1 protein-coding gene is annotated in these 1,145 nt (G+C 55.7%); it reads right to left on the reverse strand.

The features are described from left to right. Positions 1-390 (reverse strand): ribonuclease H family protein (locus Q4P78_RS09150; RefSeq protein WP_303340058.1); only part of this gene is annotated, 390 nt, incomplete at its 3' end. Between the last annotated feature and the right edge of the window lie 755 nt (positions 391-1,145).

Genomic DNA, 1,145 nt, shown 5'->3' on the forward strand with positions numbered 1-1,145 from the left:
ATGAAAGATCTCTGCCCCTGTGGCCAGGTCAACGCCGCGATACTCCATCTGTCCCGGATTGCCCGAACACGCCGCATCCACAGCCCAAGCGTCTGCTGTGACCTCCATGGGGAGGGGTAGTACTGTGTCGTGGCGGTAGTCGGGAGGATTTTGTAGCGCTTGGGCAGGGGAGGCTTTTGGGGTAGTTGAGGGCTTGGTGGAGACTGTTTCCTTCTGGGGGCGGGGAGTGGGGGCTCCTGCGGCATAGGCCTGTTCGGCTTCAGCCTGGGTTTCAAACGACTTGAAGGCTGACCCGGCTATACCTTTGACTTGCTGCTCGCATTCTGCCCAAGTGGAGTATATACCCGGCACCGTGCCGCGCCATACGACGTAATACTTTTGCTTCGCCATGAGGGATTCTGTATAGGAAGAGGGGGAGTTAGAAGTAGTTGATGAGGTAGTGTGCCCGTTGCAGTTCGGGGCGGTAGAAGAGCAGGCAAAAGTCGTAGAGGTCAAAGGTTACCTGTGCCTTGGGATGCTCTATCAGTTGGCGCCATGCCTGCGCTGCGTGTGAATGATGGTGGGGTCTGACCCATATGAGCAGTCCGCCGGGGTGTAACTGTTCTAGCAGTGTCGGGAGTGTATGTGCTTCTCCTCCCGTCACCACCATGTCGCAAGGGGCACACCTATATATATAATGTGTATGCCGGCTGCCGGCCTTGAGACACTGCGCCACCAATTTGGTATCGGGTAGTTCCGTCAGCAGGCACTCGGCAGGGCGTTGAAAGTTGGCCAGCCTAAAGAGTAGGAGCAAGTCTTTCTCTCTCAGCGTCCGGTTAGCATGACTATGGATGAGGCTTTTGAGTTCGGGATAGGCATAATAAGTGCCCCGTTCATAAACGACCCCCGTCACCAGCCCAAAGGCAAAGGGCGAATGGATGCCGTAACCACGCCGATGTCTGATGCGTCGACACCAGCGCAGGGGGCGCATAAGCTGGGTGGGGAGATGCTTCATATGAACGAATGTGGGGTGATAAAATGTACAGCAATAGCAAAGATATACAGAATGCCTGAGCAAGCGAAGCAAAGCTTCCCCTCTTTCGCTTCCTAGGGCTTCTGATACCCCTTAATAGCCCTCTCTTGGGGCTTCGGTCAGGGCGCGACGT

The sequence above is a fragment of the Rothia sp. (in: high G+C Gram-positive bacteria) genome, assembly GCF_030540545.1.
In the GTDB taxonomy this organism is placed as follows: Bacteria; Actinomycetota; Actinomycetes; order Actinomycetales; family Micrococcaceae; genus Rothia.